Origin of the sequence: Labrenzia sp. CP4 (genome assembly GCF_001579905.1) — a bacterium.
GTDB classification, from domain to species: domain Bacteria; phylum Pseudomonadota; class Alphaproteobacteria; order Rhizobiales; family Stappiaceae; genus Roseibium; species Roseibium algicola.
The window spans coordinates 3,797,141-3,811,772 of sequence record NZ_CP011927.1; the positions used below are offsets into that span (position 1 = coordinate 3,797,141).

Genomic DNA, 14,632 nt, shown 5'->3' on the forward strand with positions numbered 1-14,632 from the left:
CATTGCCTTTCTGGCGCCCGAAAGGCGCGTGACCAGGATCAGGCCACGTTGGCTTTCATCAGCGCGAATGTAATGGAGTCGACCAAGGCCTGGAAAGAGGCGTCGACGATATTGGAGGATACCCCGATCGTGAACCAGCGCCGGTGCGTGACTGTGTCCTGGCTTTCGATCAGAACGCGCGTGACAGCGCCCGTGCCACCATTGAGGATGCGCACCTTATAGTCAATCAGCTCAAGGCCGTCGATGGCAGACTGGTATTTGCCCAGATCCTTTCGCAGTGCCATGTCGAGCGCGTTGACCGGGCCGTTGCCTTCAGCAACCGACATTCTGGTTTCGCCGTCGATATCGACCTTCACCACGGCTTCCGAAACCGTGACCAGGTCACCGATTGCGTTAAACCGGCGCTCCACCATCACGCGGAAGGATTCAACTGCGAAGTAACGCGGCACCTCGCCCAGCTCCCGGCGCGCGAGCAACTCGAACGACGCGTCGGCAGCCTCGTAGGCATAGCCTTCGGCTTCCCGTTCCTTGACCTTCGCCAACAGTAGGTCGAGACGCGGGTCTGACTTGTCGACTTCGATGCCCACCCGGGCCAACTCTCCCAGAAGGTTGCTCTTGCCGGCCTGGTCGGACACCAGCACCCGCCGCTGGTTGCCGACACTTTCCGGTGCGACGTGTTCATAGGTCTGCGGATCCTTCAGGATCGCGGAGGCATGAATACCGGCCTTTGTGGCGAAGGCGGTTTCGCCCACGTAGGGGGCCTGCCTGTCCGGCGACCGATTGAGGATTTCATCGAACGCATGGGAGATTGAAGTGATCTCTTTCAACTGAGCGTCGCTGACACCGATTTCGAACCGATCGGAGAATGCCGGTTTCAGCTTGAGTGTCGGGATCAGGGTGATGAGGTTGGCGTTGCCGCAGCGCTCTCCCAGCCCGTTCAAGGTTCCCTGGATCTGCCTTACGCCGGCATCCACTGCCGCCAGTGAGTTGGCGACCGCGTGACCGGTGTCATCGTGGGTGTGGATGCCGAGATGCGTTCCGGGAACAACCTCCAGCACCTTGGTGACGATGTCGAAGATCTCGTCGGGCAGCGTGCCGCCGTTGGTGTCACACAGAACGATCCACCGCGCGCCTGCATGGTATGCCGTGCGGGCACAATTGAGCGCGTATTCCGGATTGGCCTTGAAACCATCGAAGAAATGCTCGCAGTCGATCATCGCTTCCTTGCCGGCAGCAACGGCTGCGGTAACGGTCTCGTAGATTGAATCGAGGTTTTCCTCGTTGGTGCAACCAAGCGCGACCCGGACATGGTAGTCCCATGCCTTGGCCACGAAACAGCAGGCATCGGAACTTGCGGACAGCACGTCCTGAAGCCCCGGATCGTTCGCAGCCGAGCGGCCTGCGCGCTTGGTCATGCCAAACGCGGTGAACGTTGCCTTTCGCGTCCGCTTTTCACTGAAGAACTCACTGTCGGTCGGGTTGGCACCCGGATAGCCACCTTCGATGTAATCGACGCCAAGCCGCTCCAGAAGTTCGGCAACCACAACCTTCTCGTTGACAGAGAAGTCGACCCCGCTGGTCTGGGCGCCGTCACGCAATGTCGTGTCGAAAAGAAAAAGCCGTTCCTTGGTCATATCCGTATCCTGAGCAGCGTCGGGGCTGTCTTTTATTCGTTGTCATTTGCCCCGGTGCGAACCGGTGGCCAGGTTTCCGTGTCGTGATCGGGGTGCTGGAACGAAACGAGCGACGCCAGAAAAGGCGCTGCCTCCATATCGTCTTCGGTCACCCTTTCGGGAATTTGAACCATGCTGTCGGCATAAGGCAGCTTTGCCTCGACGCCGAACTGGATGCTGGGCGGGATCTGCGATGGATCGTCAAAGGCCCCGATGGCCAGTGCGATGCCATCCGGCGCTTCATAGGTCAGCGGTGTACCGCAATCGGCGCAAAAGCCCCGGGTTGCGTGATTGGAACTCTGGAAGTGCTTCAACGATCCACGTGTCCAGACAAGTCTGGATGTTTCGGGAACACTGACCAGTGGCGCGTAAAAGCCACCAAAGGCCTTCTGGCACATGCGGCAATGACAGATGGAAGCCTCGCCCAGTGGCCCTTCCACCTTGAACCGCAAGGCACCGCACTGACAGCCTCCGGTATGGATTTCCGTCATCCGCCCCTCACTTCCCAATGATCCGTGTCATGATCGGGGTGCTGATTGTTGGTTGCCGTGACATCATTGATCCCACCTGGCAGGTCGTCCCGATTTGACTGCGTTTCGTTCAGTTCGAAAAGATGCCCATAGAATGACACTCGCCCCTCGACACCGGACTGTTCAACCGGCGTGACCGCGGCGACATCGTCCAGGCTGCCATGGGTAAAGGAAATGTGGTCGTCGCCAATCGTATCAAAGGCCAGAGGCGTGCCGCAGGTTCCACAGAAACCCCGGCGGACAGGCTTGGAAGAGTGGAACCAGGAGGGTTCGCCGCGGGTCCATTCAAAATCGGACTTCGCAGCACCGATCAACGGCAGAAAGAAATTCCCCGATGCCTTCTGGCACATGCGGCAATGACACAGATGCGGATGACCGACCTCTCCCGTCACCTGGTAACGCACGGCGCCGCACTGGCAACCGCCGCTCAGCCTTTGAACATTATCGCCCATCAGAAATTCTCCTTGCCACAAGCGTTCAGGATCTTGCGGCAGACACCGTCAAGGTCGTGCGTCACCTCCGCATTCCAGAAGCGCAAGGTCGTCCAGCCGAGAGCCTGAAGCTTGCGGTCGCGCGCGATGTCACGCGCCTGGCCCTGCAGTTCTGCATGCTGGGATCCGTCCAGTTCCACGATCAAGCGATGAGCAGGTGCCGCGAAATCGACAATGACCCCTTCGCTCGGCATCTGCCTGCGAAAGGAAATCCCCTCCAATCGATGCGCCCGGATCACTTGCCAGAGCTTCTTTTCAGCGTCCGTCATTTGCGAACGCAGGCGTTTGGCGTTGGATCTGAGTTGCTTGGAAACTGTCTGGTGCGGCATGTAGCGACCTCTTAGCGATAGCCTGAAACCAGTGTTTGTTACACAAGCTGTATACCCCCCTCTGTCCGCTTGCGCGGACATCTCCCCCTCAAGGGGGGAGACCGGAGCATGCGGGCTGATTTGAGAAAACTCATACAGCTTTAGAGAGGTCTCCTCCCTGAGCAGAACTCCGGTCTTGCCCCATAGCCGGCTCAAAAATGCATGGCGACGCGGCATACGCCCCTCTCCCCCCTTGCGGGGGAGATCTTCCCATAGGGGACAGAGGGGGGTATCCCGTCTTTCCGCCTGGTACTGTCTCACCGCTTGACCTCCCAGGTAGTAACGCGGGTGCCGGTTTCTGAGTCTTTTGAATCCTTTAGAAGAATTCCCTGAGACGTCAGTTCATCGCGGATCGCGTCAGCTTCCGCCCAGTTCTTGGCATTGAGGGCCTCCAGGCGTTTTTCGATGGCTGCCTGAATGCCGGCCTCATCAACGCCAGACAAATCCGCCTTGACCGGATGAACGCCGAGGAGCGCGGCAGATGCCGAGTAAACATCCAGCTTGGCAGGGTGCTTGGAAGCCTCGACGGCGAGCGCGTGGAGCGCCTGAATGGCGCCTGCGGTGTTCAGGTCGTCCAAAAGGGCATCAAGCACCTCGGCGGCAGGGGCCGCATCCGTTTCGACCGGATCCGGCCAACGGGCCAGGAGGTTTTCCGCTTCTTCAAGCTTGCGTTTGGAGAAGTCGATCGGCTCTCGATAGTTGGTCATCAACATGGCAAGGCGCAGCACTTCGCCCGGCCACATGCGGCCGCCGAAACTGTCCGTTTCCAGAAGCTCCTGAATGGTGAAGAAGTTGCCCTCGGACTTGGACATCTTCCGGCCTTCCACCTGCAGGAAGCCGTTGTGCATCCAGTAGTTGGCCATGACCTTGGTGCCATGAGCGCAGCGGGACTGGGCGATTTCGTTTTCGTGGTGCGGGAAGATAAGGTCCAGCCCGCCGCCGTGAATGTCGAACACTTCACCCAGATGGTGCGCACTCATGACAGAGCACTCGATGTGCCAGCCCGGACGCCCCCTGCCCCACGGGCTGTCCCAGCCGGGCTCTTCTTCAGAAGACAGTTTCCAGAGCACGAAATCTCCGGGGTTCTTCTTGTGAGCATCAACCGCAATGCGAGCCCCGGCCAGCTGCTCGTCCAGCTTCCTCTTTGACAGGCCGCCGTAGTCGGGCATGGACTGGGTGTCGAATAGAACTTCACCGCCCGCCTGATAGGCGTGTCCCTTTTCGATCAGCGCCGCGATCATCTCGACCATGCCGCTGATATGCTGTGTCGCCCGAGGCTCGATGCTCGGCTCCAGCACACCCAGAGACCTGATGTCCTTATGGAACTGGTCCGCAGTCTTCTGCGTCACCCGGGCAATGGCTTCATTGAGCGACAGATCGGGAAAGTCACGAAGTGCGCGTGCGTTGATCTTGTCGTCAACGTCAGTGATGTTGCGCGCATAGGTGACGTGGTCGGCACCATAAAGATGGCGCAGAAGCCGGAAGAGCACATCGAAGACGATGACCGGTCGCGCGTTACCGATGTGGGCAAAGTCATAGACGGTCGGTCCGCAGACGTAGAGACGCACATTCCCGTCATCGATCGCCCGGAAGTCCTCCTTCTGGCGCGTCAATGTGTTGGTGAGCTTCAAGCCCTTGAAAGTGCCGGATTTCTCTGTCTCAGCGGCGCTCATGTCAAACGGTCTCCTGGCCGGCTGGCCGGGCGGTCCGTCTCAAAGGAAATTTTGCCAAGAGGGAACGGCCACAGCCAGCGGTGTCGCTAGCTGCAAATAATGGTGATCGAAATGATGTTCCGTGTGGCCGTCATCATGGAGCGCTTTATGGACCGGAAAACAGAACCCGGTCAAGGCTGCAGTTGCCGCTGAAACGCCAATTTCCGTGCCTTGTGGCCGCAACGCGTCACTCCCACGAGCGATAACGGATCGCGCGCTTTTCCTGTTGCGGCAACAAACGGGATCGGCTTTGCAATGGCAAGGAAGCTTAACGCAGTTCAATTATGCGCAAGATGCACTAGACTTTCCCCGTTGGGAATCAGAGGGGGTATTTCCGATGGGAATATTTTGCACGTGCCGTAACAGACATCTTGGTCTTCTTTTCACGCTGGCAGCGTTTTTGTCCGGACCACTTTCGGCACCATATGTCCAGGCACAAACCGCGGCACCGGCGACCAGCGAGACCCAGGTCGTTCCGCCCCCTGTTTTCAAGGAACCGCAGACGCCGATCGCCAGGGCCATTCAGGCGCAAGTTTCTGCGAACCTGCCCGAAGGTCTTGCACTCTATTATGGCGAACGCGCTTTCGCACCGGTCTGGTTCAACGAGAATGGCCTCACGGAAGATGCTCATCTGACCATTGCCGCCATGGCGGCGGCGAACGACCATGCGCTCAACCCCAACAATTACGATCCCCTCGGCTTCATAAAGCGTTCGGAAACTTCCCAGAGCGAGCAGGAATGGGCCCAGTTCGATCTGGACCTGTCCGTACAGTTCCTGCGCTATGCGACCCACCTCTCCTCCGGCCGCGTTCAACCCAACAAGGTCAACAAGGCGCTGAACGTGTTTCCGGATCGGCCTGATCCGAAAATGCTTTTTGAAAATGCCGAACAGGCCGTGGACTTCGGGGCCTTTCTGGAAAGCCTCGCACCCCAGACCGACAATTACGCGCGCCTGAAGCGGCGCCTTGCCCAATACCGGGAGAAGGCTGCTGCCGGCGGCTTTACCCAGGTTCCGGATGGTGAGGTTCTGAAACCAGGCATGAGCGATCCGCGCCTGGAAGTGTTGCGAACCCGGCTCATGGAAGAAGACATTGTCGTTGCCGGAGATCACACCGGTGATGTCTATGACGGCGCCCTGGTGGAAGCCGTCAAGCTGTTCCAGGAGTACCACGGCCTTGAAACCGACGGTGTCATCGGCAAGGCGACAATTGCCCAGCTCAACATTCCGATCCAGGAAAAGCTCATCCAGATGGAGCTCAACATGGAGCGGCGGCGCTGGATGCCGGATGATCCGGGACAGTTCTACGTCTTCGTCAATCTGGCAGACCAGAACCTGAAGGTGGTGCGGGACGGAAAGACCATTCACACGGCGCGGGTCGTTGTAGGCAAGCCCTACCACGCAACGCCGGTGTTTTCTGACCGGCTGGAATATGTGGAAATCAATCCATACTGGAACGTGCCCTATTCCATCGCGACAAAGGAGTATCTGCCGAAACTCAAGCAGAACCCCACGGCGCTCAGCAACAAGAGCATCCGGATCTTCCAGGAAGGCAACGAGGTCGCGCCGACACAGGTTGCCTGGAACAGCTATTCCGGTGGCAATTTCCCGTTCCGGCTGCGCCAGGACCCGGGTGAGGACAATGCGCTTGGTCGCATCAAATTCATGTTCCCAAACCAGTTCAACATCTACATTCACGACACCCCGTCGAAATCCCTGTTCACCAGAGCGGAGCGCGCCTTCAGCCACGGCTGCATTCGCGTATCGGATCCCTTTGCCCTGGCGGACGTTCTTCTGGTCGATTCCGACGGCACTCCGGGAAAATGGGAAGCCATTCGCGACAGCGGCGAGCGTACGGTCGTCAAAACCAAGGTCGAAATCGACGTGCACCTCACCTACCTGACCGCGTGGATGAACAAGGACGGATCAACACATTTCAGAAAAGACATCTACGACCGCGACAAGGTGCTGCTGGAAGCGCTACGCAGAGCGATGACAGAGAACCTCTAGAGGCATAACACACTGTTCTAATTGAACTTTACTTCTGTTTAGATATCTGAACGGTAGCTGAATGCGGCACTCAGCATGGGTTCAAGCCGGCCCCACTAATCTCCAGTCAATCGAAACGGATTGCCATCTGGAGTTACCCATGCTGAACCGCCTCTTCGTCATCTTCTTCCTGGCCCTCATCCTGGGTGGCCCGTTTGCAGCCATCATCGCAATCACCGACGGCACCAAGGCGTTTGGCCAGGAAGCCCAGCAAAAGGGCATGTGCTTGACCACCGGAACCGGCTGCGGCAACGGGAATATCATTGTCACGGTGGCCAGTCGGATATAAAAGCGCGCTCGCAGGCATTGCGGGGACTGGTGAACGGTCACCTGAAAGCGTGTGTACTTCAAAGTTGTTTCCACTTGAAAAGAGTGGGAATCTTGTCTGAGATTGGTCGCACACAGGACATTCCAGCCTCTTTGCTTGCAGTTTACTCCGATGTTTGGCAAGGTTGTCCCATGGACTACAAAGCACTTGAAGATAAAGCAGAATCCGCGGCGGAATTCTTGAAGATGATGGCATCCGCGCCGCGATTGCTGTTGATGTGTCTTGTCCTCGACAACGAACGCAGTGTTGGCGAACTTGCGGAAAAAACCGGCATGCGCATGCCGACCGTCTCGCAGCAGCTCGCCCTTCTGCGTGCGCAGGGTCTCGTCTCGACCCGTCGCGAAGGCACGACCATCTATTACCGGCTCGCCAGCGAACCGGTCAGGGACATCATGTCCGTGCTTTACAAGAACTTCTGCGCGGATGCCGAACTGCCCGGCCCAAAGCAGCTGGAAGCGCTGGACGCGGACTGATCCGCGTCCTTCGAGTACTCCCCGGCCTCAGTCCTGGACGAAATCTCCGCATTTCGGGGGCTGCTGATCTCCCCAGGGCATCAACGGCACGGTTGAGGTCGAGTTTTTAGGGCTGCCTTCAATCAGCTTGTCGGAATAGACCAGATAGACGAGAACGTTTCGCTTGGCATCGCAGCCACGGACGATCCTCATTTTCTTGAACATGAACGAGCGACGCTGGCGGAACATTTCCTCGCCCTGTTCGAAGTTCTCCTTGATCGTCACCGGGCCAACCTGACGGCACGCCAACGATACGTCAGAGACTTCTTCCGCAACGCCGAGCCAACCGGAAACGCCGCCTTTCTCCGGAACGGTGAAGTGGCAGGAGACACCATCGACAATCGGATCGTCTATGGCGTAGGTCGCCAACTTGTGGTCGGGCGTCAGGAACTTCCAGACGGTTGATTTCTTGAAGATCAGATCAGGCTCATCCGCCGCAAGAGCAGCGCCCACGCCTTGCAGCAGCAAAGATGCGCCAAGAGCGGCAGCGACCAGAAAACGCATTAGAAATCCTCCAGATTTTCAACCGTCCAACATGTGGGGATCACGAAAGCGCGATCAAGCGTCAGACGAAAAACAAAGCGCGCGCCCATCAGGCGCGCGCCTCACAACTTCATCTTACCGGGTTTTCGACGCGATGTTAGCGAGCGTCTTCAAGAACCTTGTCTGCGGCCGCCTTTTCTTCAGGAGCCGGTGTATCCGTCGGTTTTTCGTCCTCGACGATGTCCTCGGCCGATAGCTCCATATCTTCGCCGCCTTCCGGCTGCTCCTCTTCAGAACCGAGTGCAAGCGAGGCAGCAAAATCGCTGTCCGAGACTAGATCGGATGCTTGTGCTTCTCCGTTCGTTGCCGAAGCCTCTTCCGAGACTTCCGCTGAGGGCGTATCGGCGACAGCCATTTCCGCCGCAACCTGCTCCGGTGCCCCCTCACTCAGGCCGGCTGTTCCGTCCAGGGCATCGTAAAGATCGGCGATCCGTTCCCGTGTCCATATCTGGGGCTGGTCGAGGCCAAGAGCTTCGTCATAGGCCCGGGCAACGCTTATGGGCAGATGAAATTCAAAGTCGGCCTTCGAGCCGAAACGGGCAGCAAGCGCGTCACGAACAGCCTGGAAAGTATCCTTCAGACCAAGGCTCTGCTCGACACATGCAGCTGCCGCGTCCCGCAAGGTCACGACAAAATCACGGGTGGTTTCAACAGCCGTTGCCACGGCTTGCGCACCGATGGCGGATTTACCGCGTCCCGGCATCAGCGCAGTCGGACGAAACGCCGTGATGCGGTCGAGCGCGCGCGGCCAGTCGGACAGATGGGCATCTCCGCAATAAGGAACAGCGGCTTTCTGAACCAGATCTCCTGCGAAGATCACGCCACTTTGCGGAACCCATACGACCAGATCGCCCATCGTATGGGCGCGGCCCAGATGCATCAGCCGGACGTCCAGCCCGCCAAGGTCGATGGTCATTGAAGATGCAATGGTCATGGACGGCATGCTTACACCGGTGTTGCCGGGTAGTCCGGCGAACAGTGCCGCATCCCGCTCCCGGGCCACGCGGATTTCCTCGACGCCGCGGGTTTCCATCATCCGCCTGGTCAGATCGGAAGCAATGACCTCGCCCGGCTCGAATGCCAGGGCACCAAGTGTGTTGTCTGAATGGAAGTGCGTCAGAACAACCTGTTTGATCGGCTTGTCCGTGAGCTCGCGAACCTTCTGCAGAACCTTTTCCGCAAGGGCCGGTGTTGCCTGGGCATCGACAATCAGAACGCCTTTTTCGCCGATGACCACACCGGTGTTGGAACAGCCATCCGCGCTATAGGCATAACAGCCGCGTCCAAGCTCTTCGAACCGTTCGTTTTCACCCGGAACGGCTTCGGACCTGTTTGTCATCTCTACCATAACGGTCTCGCTTTCCTGCCAGATGTCTGACTGCCTGTTTCGGCCTGCGCGAACTTTGCCGCGCTTTTTCCTGTTGACTGAAGCGTCTCAGTTTCGGTGTCTGATTCGCAATTTTTCACGCGCCAATTCCTTAACTATTCTCTCCTTATCAACAGATAGGTCAGCTCTTTCGCCGTATTTTGACTGCACCTGACAAAGCTCTTCGCCATACTTGCTTTCAATCCTGCTACTTTTTCGTAGCTGCCCGGGGTGTCTTTCCGGGGTTATTCAACCGGATATACTTGCTAGTCACAGAAAATGGCCGGATAACGGCATTGTTCATCTGCCTGCTCAATCAGGCTTAACGAATCTCCAAGGCGTCGACTTATCCATGTCCGATCAGCAAGGGTCCAAATCCACTGTTTCCCCAGGCAAGGTACCTTCCAAACCTGTCCTGAAGCTGAGCGCATTCCTGCCTTACAGGCTCAACCATCTGGCCGAGACCGTCAGCAGGTCCTTTTCCAGAATCTATGCCGACACCTACGGTATCGGGATTCCCGAATGGCGGGTGCTTGCCACTCTTGGCGAATACAAGGCCATGACCGCACGAGATATCAGCCAGGCAACCTCCATGCACAAGACCAAGGTCAGTCGGGCTGTCGCCGCCCTGGAAAAGCGCGACCTTATTGTGCGCGACAAGAACAGGGACGATCAGCGGGAACAGACCCTGTGCCTCTCTGACCAGGGCAATGCCATGTACGAAGAAATTGTCCCTCAAGCCCTCGCCTACAGCAAGAGCCTGGAAGACGCGCTGACAGAGGAACAGAAATCGGTCCTGGACGAGATTTTCGACCGTCTGCACGAGGCCACGCGATCCGGGGAAAGCGACTGAAATCCTGCGTGGTCCTGCCGCTCCGCCATTAACCTAACGTGAGAGCTTTCATTGCTATTGATAGGTCCAGCAGCGATAGTGCCGGGGTCGGTTTAAGGCCGATACGGCGTGGCAAAAACGCTGTAGGGGATGGGTGATGAGACGTAGCTGGTCTGCCGGGTCCAAGGTAATGGCACGCGCTGTCGCGTTTGGTGCCGGGCTTGTGCTGTGCGCACATACTGTGAGCGCGGCCACCTGCTCCAGCCTGAAGGCCGAACTGCAGCGGCTGGAATCGCGTTCGACGGCACAGTCTCCCACAGCCCAGAAATGGACCACCGCCAAAACCCAGCAGCAAAAGGCCATCAATGCCGCAGAACGGGATGCAAACTACTTCGGCTGCGCTTCAAACACATCCCCCAAATGCAGTGGTCTAAATGACAAGATCAAGCGCATGAAGGCCAACCTTTCTGCAATTGAACGTCAGCTTGCGAAGTCCGGTGGCGGATCGTCGAAAACTGCAAAACGTGCAAGGCAGATCCGGGCCTCGCTGGCAAAACAGAAATGCGATGCCCCGACCCGCGAAGCACGACAACAAAACGCCAGCGGTGAGGACAAGCCGCAGTCTCTCCTGGCCCGCATCTTCAACCCGCAGCCGCGCGTCGAACTTGCCTCCGTAACGACGGGCGACCGGGAAATCGCTTCGGTGCGCCGGCAAGCCCGCAGCGAAACCAAACGATATTCCCTGCCTTCCGGTGGCGCATTCCGGACCGTATGTGTCAGAACCTGCGACGGCTATTTCTTCCCGGTAAGTTTTTCGACGGGCAAGAGCCAGTTTGCCAACGACGAAGCAAGATGTTCGGAAATCTGTCCGGCTGCAGAAACCGAACTATACGTCTATCGCAACCCGGGTGGCGACCAGGCCCAGATGATGTCTCTGGCCGGCAACCTCTACTCCGAACAGCCCTTCGCCTATCGCTACAAGAGCGAATTCGTTGAAGGCTGCAGTTGCCGGGCAACCCGTCAATCGAAGGCACAATCGGCCTGGACGGATCTCAGCACCGGCTCGGGAAACAGGGTATTCTTCACCGACATCAGCGCCGGCCTTCCCAGGCGGACACTTCAGCCAAGCCGCGGTGGAACCTACGAACACGAAGAAGACCTTCCCTCTCCGCTGACCAGAACCCCGCTGACCAGAACGCAGCTTCCGCGCTTTGAAGATCCCGACACGCTCATGAACATGGAAAAGGGCTTCGACGTGTCGGCGCGGCTTGATCTCGCCGCGACACGACTTGAGCGCGACGAGGACAAGGTTGCTTCAAGTTCCGGTTTCAAGGACGGTTTCCCGGTCCTGTCGATCCATTCCCCCAAGGAAACGGATGACGAGGAACTGGCGGCTTTTTCGCCTGTGTTCAAGGCAGAAGACGACGGTTTTAGCGCAGCGCCGGACCGAAAGGCCCCTGTCAGGGTAGTCGGTCCAGAATATTTTGTCGCCCAATAAGCGGCAGCAAGGCCTTCATGTCCGGACCGTGATCCATCCCGGTCAGCACCCTGCGCAATGGCATGAACAGGCCGCGCCCTTTACGGCCGGTTTCAGCCTTCAGAGCAGACGTCCACTCTCCCCAGGTCTCCAGGGTGATGTCGCCCTCGGGCAGCAAGGCCTTTGCACCTGAAACGAATTCCTGGTCTTCGTCCTCGATGCGGCTTTCCACGGGACCGGTGACGACCTGCCAATAGGCACGCGCGTCGTCAACTGTTTCACAGTTGCCACGCACGGTATCCCAAAAATCAGCGCCCCCACTGATGCCCATTGCTGCAAGACGGCTCTCCACCGCCTCGAAGGGCAGATCATGTACGAGGCGCGCGTTGAGGGATTTCAGCTCTTCCGGATCGAACTTTGCGGAGGATCGCGAAACGCTGGTCAGGTCGAATTTCTCGATCAGGGCATCCATGGACGCAACCGGCTCGACCGCCTGACTGGTTCCGGTCAAAACGGCCAGGGAAGCGACCGCCATTGGCTCAAGCCCGGCCTCGCGCAGCGAACCTATGGACAATGCCCCCTTGCGCTTCGAAAGACCTTCGCCATCGATCGTCGTCAGGAGGTTGTGATGACCGAATACCGGCGGCTTTGCCCCCATCGCCTCGAAGATGGCAATCTGGACGCCTGTGTTGGAGACGTGATCTTCGCCGCGGATGATGTGGGTTACATCCATGTCGATGTCATCGACAATTGAAGTGAACGTGTAGAGATAAGAACCGTCCGCACGGATCAGAACCGGATCGGACATGGAGGCCAGATCGATCGTCTGGTCGCCGCGGCACAGATCCGACCAGGCGACATCCGTACGTCTGGTTTCAAACGGGTTTCCGTCGTGGTTCGGCAGGACAAAGCGCCAATGCGGCTTGCGGCCTTCGGCTTCGAAAGCCGCCCGCTCTTCGGCGGTCTGCTTCAGGCCTGCACGGTCGTAGACCGGAGGTCTGCCGAGCGCTCGCTGGCGCGACCGGCGGCGTTCCAGTTCATCCGGCGTTTCGTAACACGGATAAAGCAGGCCCGCATCTTTCAGCTTCTGCGCCGCTGCATCGTAGTTGGCGATCCGGTCCGACTGCCGCTCCTTCAGGTCCGGTTCGATCCCGAGCCAGTGAAGGTCAGTCTCGATGGAATCGGCATATTCCTGCTTCGAGCGGACGAGGTCCGTGTCATCGAAACGCAGGATGAACCTGCCGCCCATCTTCTTGGCAAAAAGCCAGTTGTAGAGCGCAGGACGGATGTTGCCGATGTGGATATGGCCGGTCGGCGACGGCGCGAAGCGAACAGTGACGGTCATGGCGATGAGTTAGCCGGGGTTGAACCGGACGGCAACCCCAAACTACCGGACCTTATGAAGAATGTTCGGAAGACCGGTAGGTGCGCGACACGAACCCGAGCACACCGCAGAAAACGAAGCAGTAGCCCCCCATTGCCATGACCTGCAGGTCGAACGAGACACCTTTGTCGATCAGCCAGCCGACGAGACCCGGACCGGCCGCGGAAGCAAACACCATCACCGAAAACGCGACAGACCGAATGGCCCCCATGTGCCGCGTGCCGTAAACCTCCGGCCAAAGCGCACCCACCAGCGTGCTGTTGAAACCGTTCGAGATGCCGACAAGCAGCATGAAAACGAAAGCAGCTGCTGGCGCGTGGAAATTGGCCAGCACGAAACAGGCCAGTGTCAGGGGAACAAGGGTGAAAGGCAGCAACTGACGCGCGGAAAACCGGTCGATCAACGGGCCTATCACCAGGGATGCGCAGACCACGCCGGATGCCATTAACAGAAAGGCGCTTGCAAACAGTTCCAGCGTCCACCCTCTCAGTTCCACCAGATAGACCTGGTGGAAGAAGATTGCCGTGCCGATAAAGGCCGGCGCGTTGACACCGCAGTTGACCAGCCAGAAGCGGACATCGCGCAGCGCTTCTCCTCGTGTCCACTGACGGCCTTCCGGTTTGGCCGAGGCCGTTTCGAGCGCGGATGGGATGCGGTCCTTTGCCAGGAGCGTCAACAAGACCGGCAGGGCGACAACAGCCAGCACGATGGCCGATACCGTCCAGGCACCGCGCCACCCGAACGCATTGGCCAGAACAACGAAGCACAGCGGAAACAGCGCTTCTGCCGTCGGAAAACCGAGAACGGCGATCGACACCGCCCGGCCCCGCTGCGCCGTGAACCATCGTCCGGCAGCGGTCACCGACGTGTGGGTCATCATGCCCTGCCCGCACAGCCGGAGGCCATAAAAGGCAAGTCCGACCATCCATACGGAAAACGTGTTGGCCATCGCCAGGCAGAACAGGGCGAGACCTGTCATCACCACCGCTGCGATCTTCTGTACCGGGAAGTGATCCAGGCTGCGACCGACATAAGGCAGGGTCAGGGCACTGCCGAGGGTCGCCACCATGTAAAGCAGGCCAATGTCACCGTGACTGAGACCGAACTCCGCCCTGAGGTCCCCCGCCGAGAGCGAGATGAAAAACGTCTGCCCGAAGCCGGAAAAGACCGCGAGAAGGTAACTGGCGGCTAGCCAGCGGGCATTTTCACGCAGGAAGGAGAAATAGGTCATCGAGGCAAAAGCCCACTTTCAACAAACAACTGACGATCCACAAAACAACCCATCCTGCGAAAGCGCGTAACACCGTCTCGAAGGATGAGGCGGTAGCTTTCTGCCACGCCCGTTCAAATTCAAACGATCAGATTCTGC

The 14,632-nt window shown here is 58.4% G+C and carries 14 protein-coding genes; 5 read left to right on the forward strand and 9 right to left on the reverse strand.

Annotation, left to right across the window (positions count from 1 at the left end; all coding sequences use genetic code 11):
• Positions 1–38: 38 nt before the first annotated feature.
• The 5 genes from cimA to cysS all read right to left on the reverse strand — a co-directional run bounded on the left by cimA (position 39) and on the right by cysS (position 4,735).
• On the reverse strand, positions 39–1,634 hold the full coding sequence (gene cimA / locus ACP90_RS17445) for a citramalate synthase (protein WP_062489075.1): 1,596 nt from the start codon (positions 1,632–1,634) through the stop codon (positions 39–41).
• 32 nt (positions 1,635–1,666) lie between these two features.
• On the reverse strand, positions 1,667–2,164 hold the full coding sequence (locus tag ACP90_RS17450; RefSeq protein WP_062489076.1) for a GFA family protein: 498 nt from the start codon (positions 2,162–2,164) through the stop codon (positions 1,667–1,669).
• Positions 2,161–2,655 carry a GFA family protein gene (locus ACP90_RS17455; RefSeq protein ID WP_062489077.1) on the reverse strand — a complete coding sequence of 165 codons (495 nt, stop codon included), beginning with the start codon at positions 2,653–2,655 and terminating at the stop codon, positions 2,161–2,163. The genes ACP90_RS17450 and ACP90_RS17455 overlap by 4 nt, the downstream gene beginning before the upstream one ends.
• A complete protein-coding gene (locus tag ACP90_RS17460; RefSeq protein ID WP_062489078.1) occupies positions 2,655–3,023 on the reverse strand; it encodes a DUF559 domain-containing protein in 369 nt (122 codons plus the stop codon). The genes ACP90_RS17455 and ACP90_RS17460 overlap by 1 nt, the downstream gene beginning before the upstream one ends.
• A 296-nt stretch (positions 3,024–3,319) precedes the next feature.
• Positions 3,320–4,735, reverse strand: a complete 1,416-nt coding sequence (gene cysS, locus ACP90_RS17465; RefSeq protein ID WP_062489079.1) for a cysteine--tRNA ligase — start codon at positions 4,733–4,735, stop codon at positions 3,320–3,322.
• A 439-nt stretch (positions 4,736–5,174) separates the two neighbouring features.
• On the opposite strand from cysS, the gene ACP90_RS17470 reads away from it, so the two are divergent.
• The 3 genes from ACP90_RS17470 to ACP90_RS17480 all read left to right on the forward strand — a co-directional run bounded on the left by ACP90_RS17470 (position 5,175) and on the right by ACP90_RS17480 (position 7,622).
• Positions 5,175–6,782: a L,D-transpeptidase family protein gene (locus ACP90_RS17470; protein ID WP_062489080.1), complete on the forward strand. Its 1,608-nt coding sequence runs from the start codon at positions 5,175–5,177 to the stop codon at positions 6,780–6,782.
• A 139-nt stretch (positions 6,783–6,921) separates the two neighbouring features.
• Complete coding sequence (locus ACP90_RS17475) at positions 6,922–7,110, forward strand: hypothetical protein (RefSeq protein ID WP_023003917.1); 189 nt, start codon at positions 6,922–6,924, stop codon at positions 7,108–7,110.
• Between the two features lie 170 nt (positions 7,111–7,280).
• Positions 7,281–7,622 carry a metalloregulator ArsR/SmtB family transcription factor gene (locus ACP90_RS17480; RefSeq protein WP_062489081.1) on the forward strand — a complete coding sequence of 114 codons (342 nt, stop codon included), beginning with the start codon at positions 7,281–7,283 and terminating at the stop codon, positions 7,620–7,622.
• 27 nt (positions 7,623–7,649) lie between these two features.
• Here ACP90_RS17480 and ACP90_RS17485 read toward each other — a convergent pair whose 3' ends face one another.
• Together ACP90_RS17485 and ACP90_RS17490 are read right to left on the reverse strand one after the other, a co-directional pair.
• On the reverse strand, positions 7,650–8,165 hold the full coding sequence (locus ACP90_RS17485; protein ID WP_023003912.1) for a CreA family protein: 516 nt from the start codon (positions 8,163–8,165) through the stop codon (positions 7,650–7,652).
• Positions 8,166–8,301: 136 nt separating this feature from the next.
• Positions 8,302–9,552, reverse strand: coding sequence for an MBL fold metallo-hydrolase (locus tag ACP90_RS17490; RefSeq protein WP_208993356.1), 1,251 nt, complete (start codon positions 9,550–9,552; stop codon positions 8,302–8,304).
• A 370-nt stretch (positions 9,553–9,922) separates the two neighbouring features.
• On the opposite strand from ACP90_RS17490, the gene ACP90_RS17495 reads away from it, so the two are divergent.
• Together ACP90_RS17495 and ACP90_RS17500 are read left to right on the forward strand one after the other, a co-directional pair.
• Positions 9,923–10,423: a MarR family winged helix-turn-helix transcriptional regulator gene (locus tag ACP90_RS17495; RefSeq protein WP_023003909.1), complete on the forward strand. Its 501-nt coding sequence runs from the start codon at positions 9,923–9,925 to the stop codon at positions 10,421–10,423.
• Between the two features lie 136 nt (positions 10,424–10,559).
• A complete protein-coding gene (locus tag ACP90_RS17500; RefSeq protein ID WP_062489083.1) occupies positions 10,560–11,900 on the forward strand; it encodes a DUF2865 domain-containing protein in 1,341 nt (446 codons plus the stop codon).
• On the opposite strand, the gene gltX is transcribed toward ACP90_RS17500, so the two are convergent.
• Both gltX and ACP90_RS17510 read right to left on the reverse strand, forming a co-directional pair.
• Complete coding sequence (gene gltX, locus ACP90_RS17505) at positions 11,863–13,224, reverse strand: glutamate--tRNA ligase (RefSeq protein WP_062489084.1); 1,362 nt, start codon at positions 13,222–13,224, stop codon at positions 11,863–11,865. The two genes, ACP90_RS17500 and gltX, sit on opposite strands and share 38 nt — an antisense overlap.
• A 52-nt stretch (positions 13,225–13,276) precedes the next feature.
• Positions 13,277–14,494 carry an MFS transporter gene (locus ACP90_RS17510; protein ID WP_062489085.1) on the reverse strand — a complete coding sequence of 406 codons (1,218 nt, stop codon included), beginning with the start codon at positions 14,492–14,494 and terminating at the stop codon, positions 13,277–13,279.
• Between the last annotated feature and the right edge of the window lie 138 nt (positions 14,495–14,632).

Coding starts and splice junctions, on each gene's coding strand:
- ACP90_RS17485 (WP_023003912.1), bottom strand. CDS start 8,165: ATGCGTTTTCTGGTCGCTGCCGCTCTTGGCGCATCTTTGCTGCTGCAA.
- ACP90_RS17495 (WP_023003909.1), top strand. CDS start 9,923: ATGTCCGATCAGCAAGGGTCCAAATCCACTGTTTCCCCAGGCAAGGTA.
- ACP90_RS17490 (WP_208993356.1), bottom strand. CDS start 9,552: ATGGTAGAGATGACAAACAGGTCCGAAGCCGTTCCGGGTGAAAACGAA.
- ACP90_RS17450 (WP_062489076.1), bottom strand. CDS start 2,164: ATGACGGAAATCCATACCGGAGGCTGTCAGTGCGGTGCCTTGCGGTTC.
- gltX (WP_062489084.1), bottom strand. CDS start 13,224: ATGACCGTCACTGTTCGCTTCGCGCCGTCGCCGACCGGCCATATCCAC.
- ACP90_RS17475 (WP_023003917.1), top strand. CDS start 6,922: ATGCTGAACCGCCTCTTCGTCATCTTCTTCCTGGCCCTCATCCTGGGT.
- ACP90_RS17510 (WP_062489085.1), bottom strand. CDS start 14,494: ATGACCTATTTCTCCTTCCTGCGTGAAAATGCCCGCTGGCTAGCCGCC.
- ACP90_RS17460 (WP_062489078.1), bottom strand. CDS start 3,023: ATGCCGCACCAGACAGTTTCCAAGCAACTCAGATCCAACGCCAAACGC.
- ACP90_RS17480 (WP_062489081.1), top strand. CDS start 7,281: ATGGACTACAAAGCACTTGAAGATAAAGCAGAATCCGCGGCGGAATTC.
- ACP90_RS17455 (WP_062489077.1), bottom strand. CDS start 2,655: ATGGGCGATAATGTTCAAAGGCTGAGCGGCGGTTGCCAGTGCGGCGCC.
- cysS (WP_062489079.1), bottom strand. CDS start 4,735: ATGAGCGCCGCTGAGACAGAGAAATCCGGCACTTTCAAGGGCTTGAAG.
- ACP90_RS17500 (WP_062489083.1), top strand. CDS start 10,560: ATGAGACGTAGCTGGTCTGCCGGGTCCAAGGTAATGGCACGCGCTGTC.
- cimA (WP_062489075.1), bottom strand. CDS start 1,634: ATGACCAAGGAACGGCTTTTTCTTTTCGACACGACATTGCGTGACGGC.